This window comes from Ferrovibrio terrae (genome assembly GCF_943371255.1).
In the GTDB taxonomy this organism is placed as follows: domain Bacteria; phylum Pseudomonadota; class Alphaproteobacteria; order Ferrovibrionales; family Ferrovibrionaceae; genus Ferrovibrio; species Ferrovibrio terrae_B.
The window spans coordinates 1-5,381 of record NZ_CALRUC010000178.1; the positions used below are offsets into that span (position 1 = coordinate 1).

Sequence of the window (5,381 nt, forward strand, 5' to 3'; positions counted from 1 at the left end):
GTTCGAGGTGGTGAAAAGCGGCAAGGTGAAGGTGGAAATCCCGCAGACCTATGCGCTGAAGGATGCCGCCCAGGCCCATACCGACCTGGAAGCGCGCAAGACCACCGGCTCGACGCTGCTGCTGCCGTAAAAGGATAGATGCAACCACAACACAGACAGTCACCCTCGCAATAGATCGTCACTCCACAACAAAGACCGTCAGCCCACAACAGATCGTCACTCCAGCAAAGACCGTCACCCTCGGGCTTGTCCCGAGGGTCCATCCCAACCTTCCGCGCCTCGGAACGCGCAGATGGACCCCCGGAATAAATCCGGGGGTGACGATTTATGGGGTGGCCCGGTTTACGGCGTGGCCCGGCTTATGGGTTGGACCGCCCAGCCCGCCACTGCCACGCGGTAGCGATTTACCCCTTTCGCCCCGGCGGGGCTTTTGCCATTGTCCCGCCGCCATGACCGACCTTCTCAGCCTCGCCGCCGGCAACCTGTTGTCGCCGATGATCCTCGCCTTCGTGCTGGGCGCGGTGGCGGCTTTCCTGCGTTCCGATCTCGAAATCCCCGAAGGCGCCGCCAAGGCGCTGGCGATCTATCTGATGTTCGCCATCGGCTTCAAGGGCGGCGTCGCCATGCACAGCGCCAGCGGCTGGGCGCTGGTCGGCGCCATTGTCGCCGCCCTCGCCCTCAGCCTGGCCCTGCCGGTGCTGGCCTTCGCGCTGCTGCGCGGGGTGTGGCGCCAGCCGCGCATCAATGCCGCCGCCATCGCCGCCCACTATGGCTCGATCAGCATCGTCACCTTTGTGACGGCGGCAGAATTCCTGCGCAGCCGCGATATCCCCTATGAAGGCTATCTGGTTGCCATGACGGCGGTGATGGAAACCCCGGCCATCCTGATCGGCCTGCTGCTGGCCGGCCGCCAGACGCAACAGGGCATGCAGCATGGCGCCAGCGAGCGCGGCGCCCTGGTGCGCGAGGTGCTGGTCAACGGCTCGGTGATGCTGCTGGTCGGCGGCTTCCTCATCGGCTGGATCACCGGCGATGCCGGCCTGGCCAAGATCAAACCCTTCGTGGCCGACCTGTTCAACGGCGCGCTCTGCATCTTCCTGCTCGATATGGGCCTGGTGGCGGTGCGCCAGGGCCGCGCCGCCAAACACTTCCCCAGGGCACTGATTCTCTTTGGCCTGGTGATGCCACCGATCGGCGCCGCCTGCGGCTTCCTGGCGGCGGCAGCGCTGGGTCTCTCGGTCGGCGGCGCCATGCTGCTGGCGGTGCTGTCGGCCTCGGCCTCCTATATCGCCGTGCCGGCCGCCATGCGCCTGGCGCTGCCCGCTGCCAATCCCTCGCTGTCGGTGACACTGGCGCTGGCGATCACTTTCCCGTTCAATGTCGCCATCGGCCTGCCGCTGTATCTGATCGTGGCGCAGCGCCTGTTCGGGAATTAAGCCATGGCCCATCCGCGCAAGAAGATCGAGATCATCGTCGAGGCGCCGCTGCAGAAGCCGGTGCTCGACTGGCTGTCGGGCCAGGGCGTGAAAGGCTGGAGCGTGTTTCCGCGCGTGATCGGCGGCGGCCGCCATGGCGAACGCAGCGGCGACGACATCACCCGCGCTTTTGATAATGTGATGATTGTCGCCATCGCCACCGAGGCGGTGGCGCGCGCCGTGCTGGATGGCTTCCACGCCCGCTTTGCCGATGCGGTGGCCGTGGTCTATACCTCCGATGTCGAGGTTTCTCGCGCGGATCGTTTCTGACATGGCCGCGCCGCCCGTCGATCCCAAAACCCCCGCCCAGCAGGCCCGCGCCGTCGCCCGCGCCTGCCGCACCGCCAGCCTCGCCACGCAGATGGCGGGCCAAAACGGCCAGCCCTATGCCTCGCTGGTGCTGGTGGCCTTCGATCACGATGCCGCGCCGCTGCTGCTGATCTCGCGGCTGGCCGACCATACCAAGAATATCCTCGGCCATGACCGCGTCAGCCTCCTCTGCGACGGCACGGCGGGATTGTCTGAACCACTGACCGGCCCGCGCGTCAGCCTGCTCGGCATGGCCGAGAAAACCGACGACCCGCGCCATCGTGCCCGCTACCTCGCACGCCACCCTTCAGCCGAAATGTATGCCGGCTTCGGCGATTTCGCCTTTTACAAAGTGCATGTCGAGCGCGCGCATATCGTCGCCGGCTTCGGCAGGATCCACTGGCTGGATGATTACCTCTATGCCGGCGACACCGCGGCACTGGCGGAGGCCGAAGCCGATATCCTGCAGCATATGAACACCGACCATACGGATGCCGTGCAGCTCTATGCGACCAGGCTGCTGGGCCGGAGCGGCGCCGGCTGGAGCCTCTGCGGCATCGACGCCGAGGGTGCGGATTTACTGCGCCATGAAGGCGAACAGATGGGTGAGGTCGCGCGGCTCGATTTCGCCAAGATGATTGCAACGGCCGAGGAAGCCCGCATCGAACTGGTGCGACTGGTGAATGCGGCGAGGAGAATCTAGCACAGTAAGTGGTCGGAGCGTTACGCACCTGCTAGGATGTTAGAATGAAGGCTTTAAACGATCCTATACGGAGCATTCTTAGCCGCTTACCGAGCGAAGTGAGAATTCGTCTCGGTCGTGGCGTGGTGAACAACACTACATCCGCCCTAATTGGCGTGGCGTTCGCAGTTGCAGCTATTGCATGGGGATTACGAGATAATCCGTTGCTTGCACTTGGTGTATCTGCACTGCTTATTGGAACGTACTTATTTTATCTTCTCGGTACTTGGATATTTGCTGAGCGCAATCCTGAACAAGCAATGCTCGGAGGTTCCGAATTTTTACAGGCCCTCCAACTTAAACAATCAGCCAAGGGTGTTTCAGAGATTCCTGTCCTGCCACCTGTAGAAGCGCCCAAAATTGAACGTATTGTAGAGGACGTTCAAAAATGAACCGTAGATTTTACCATGCTTCTTGCATGTTCGGCGGAGCCGCCAAAACTCTACAGATTGATCAATCCCTTAATTTTTCTAGCGCCCTCGGCTTCATTGACGATTGGCTGAGATATGCCCCGGCTTGTTGGTTAGTGTGGTCCAGTTCGTCCGCGGACCGGATTTATAGTTCGGTTTTCCAAAAGATACTCACGCACGACGACCATATACTGATTGCTGAGGTTAATATGGGGAATCGATACGGCTTTATGTCACCACTCGTTTGGGAGTGGATTGACAGCAAGCTCAAAGGAAATCCAATGTCCGCACAAGACATATTGAGTGACATGTATAACAATAAACTCTTGAACCCTCCGCCCCTCAAATAAACTGCTCTAACGTCAACTCATTTCTCGGCATTACAGAATCCAAGTTAAAATCTAAAAAAGCCCGCCGGTCTTGCGACCGACGGGCTTCTGTCGTCCGTGCCGGGGAGGCTTGGCGGACGGTAGTCTGAAAATCGCTTACCAGCTGGTGACGACGGCCTTCTGGTATTTCTGTTCCACGAAAGCTTTCACCTCCGGCGACTGGTAGGCCTTCACCAGCTTCAGATATTCCGGCTTGTCCTTGTCCTGTATGCGCACGGCGATGATGTTCACATAGGGCGCCTTGGCGCCTTCGGTGGCGATGGCGTCCTTCACCGGCGACAGGCCGGCGGGGATCGCGTAGTTGGTGTTGATCGCCGCCGCATCGAGTTCATCCAGTGCGCGCGGCAGCTGGGCGGCATCAAGTTCGACAATGCGGATCTTCTTCGGGTTGTCGGTGATATCCAGCGGCGTCGCCTTCAGGCCGGCGCCGGCCTTCAGCTTGATCAGGCCGGCGGTTTCCAGCACCAGCAGGGCGCGGCCGCCATTGGTGGGATCGTTCGGGATGCCGAGGCGGGCACCACTGGGCAGCGCGGCGAGGTCTTTCACCTTCTTGGAATAGACGCCCATCGGGAAGTTCACGGTGTAGCCGATATGGGTGATCTTGTAGCCGCGATCCTTCACCTGCGCCTCCAGATACGGCAGGTGCTGGTAGGAATTCACATCGAGGTCGCCGGCATTCAGGGCGGCATTGGGCTGGATATAGTCGCTGAATTCGACGATCTGGATTTTCAGGCCGTCGCGTTCGGCGACCTTTTTCACCTGCTCGAAGATTTCCGCATGCGGTCCGGCGGTGACGCCGACCTTGATCGGCTTGTCCTGCGCGAGAGCTGGCGCGGCGATGAAAGATGCAAAGGCAAGAGCGGCAAGCGAACGACGGGTAATCGACATGGTGGTTTCCTTTTCTGGTGGGGAGACGGATTCTTAGAATTCAACGATGACTGAGGCGGCGCACCAGGCGGTCGCCCGCCGACTGCACGCCCTGGACGAAGACGATCAGGACAGCCACGACAGCCAGCATCACTTCGGGCAGGAAACGCTGGTAGCCATAGCGGATGCCGATATCGCCCAGGCCGCCGCCGCCGACCGCGCCCGCCATGGCGGAATAGCCGATCAGGCTGACGAAGGTGATGGTGAGTCCGGCCACGATTCCCGGCAGGGCTTCCGGCAGCAGCACCTTCACCACGATCTGCAGCGGCGTGGCGCCCATCGCCTCGGCCGCCTCGATCAGGCCCGAGGGCACTTCGCGCAAAGCTGTCTCGACCAGGCGCGCGATGAAGGGAATCGCGGCAATCGTCAGCGGCACGATGGCGGCCGCCGTGCCGATCGATGTGCCGGCGACCAGGCGCGTGAAGGGAATGATCGCCACCATCAGGATGATGAACGGCGTGGAGCGCGCGGCATTGATGATCAGGCCGAGCACGCGGTTGACGGCGAGGTTCTGCAGGATGCCGTTGCGGTCGGTCAGGATCAGGATGACGCCGAGCGGAATGCCGAACAGCGCGCCGATGCTGCCGGAGACACCGACCATCACCAGGGTTTCAATCAGGCCGTCAAACAGCAGCGCGATCAATTGCGATGACATCTTGAAGTTCCTCAACGGTGAGCTGTTTGCTGGCGAGATAGGCTTTGGCGGCGAGCAGCTTGGCCTCGTCGCCCCGGGCCTGCACCACCATGACGCCGAACGGGCGGCCCTGGATCTCGTCGATCCGGCCATGCAGGATATTGAGATCGAGGCCGAGATTGCGCGACAGCTCGGCGATCACCGGCTCGTCGGCATGGGGCCCGGTGAACAGGATGCGCCACAGGCGCGCATTGGTGACAGGCTGGGCGGCAAGGCGCTGCTGCAGCGCCGGCGGCAGGGCGAAGCCGATCAGGTCGGCGACGAAGCTGCGCGTGGTGGCATGCTGCGGCCGGGTGAAGACATCGAAGGTGGCGCCCTGCTCGATGATCTGGCCGCGTTCCATCACGGCGACGCGGTCGGCGATATCCTTCACCACCGCCATCTCATGGGTGATCAGCACCACCGTGAGATTGAGGCGGTCGCGGATATCCTTGA

The 5,381-nt window shown here is 61.9% G+C and carries 8 protein-coding genes; 5 read left to right on the forward strand and 3 right to left on the reverse strand.

Translation table 11 applies throughout. The features are described 5' to 3' along the window. The 5 genes from AAG799_RS22140 to AAG799_RS22160 form a co-directional block, all read left to right on the forward strand. Positions 1–130 (forward strand): zinc-binding dehydrogenase (locus AAG799_RS22140; RefSeq protein WP_341899245.1); only part of this gene is annotated, 130 nt, incomplete at its 5' end. Between the two features lie 319 nt (positions 131–449). Continuing rightward, entirely contained in the window at positions 450–1,436 is a 987-nt protein-coding gene (locus AAG799_RS22145) for a sodium-dependent bicarbonate transport family permease (protein WP_341899236.1), read from the forward strand. A 3-nt stretch (positions 1,437–1,439) separates the two neighbouring features. Beyond that, the gene (locus AAG799_RS22150) at positions 1,440–1,745 is read left to right on the forward strand and encodes a hypothetical protein (RefSeq protein WP_341899237.1); all 306 of its coding nucleotides are present in this window, start codon (positions 1,440–1,442) and stop codon (positions 1,743–1,745) included. A 1-nt stretch (position 1,746) separates the two neighbouring features. Beyond that, positions 1,747–2,487 (forward strand): DUF2470 domain-containing protein, encoded by a 741-nt coding sequence (locus AAG799_RS22155; RefSeq protein WP_341899239.1) that lies wholly within the window; start codon positions 1,747–1,749, stop codon positions 2,485–2,487. 44 nt (positions 2,488–2,531) lie between these two features. After that, entirely contained in the window at positions 2,532–2,918 is a 387-nt protein-coding gene (locus AAG799_RS22160; RefSeq protein ID WP_341899240.1) for a hypothetical protein, read from the forward strand. A gap of 503 nt (positions 2,919–3,421) precedes the next feature. Here the strand turns inward: AAG799_RS22160 and AAG799_RS22165 are convergent. From AAG799_RS22165 to AAG799_RS22175, 3 genes are all read right to left on the reverse strand, one after another. Beyond that, positions 3,422–4,213, reverse strand: coding sequence for a MetQ/NlpA family ABC transporter substrate-binding protein (locus AAG799_RS22165; RefSeq protein ID WP_341899241.1), 792 nt, complete (start codon positions 4,211–4,213; stop codon positions 3,422–3,424). A gap of 40 nt (positions 4,214–4,253) precedes the next feature. Then, positions 4,254–4,907 carry a methionine ABC transporter permease gene (locus tag AAG799_RS22170; protein WP_341899242.1) on the reverse strand — a complete coding sequence of 218 codons (654 nt, stop codon included), beginning with the start codon at positions 4,905–4,907 and terminating at the stop codon, positions 4,254–4,256. Beyond that, on the reverse strand, positions 4,876–5,381 hold a 506-nt coding region (locus AAG799_RS22175; RefSeq protein WP_341899244.1), incomplete at its 5' end, for an NIL domain-containing protein. The genes AAG799_RS22170 and AAG799_RS22175, both read right to left, overlap by 32 nt.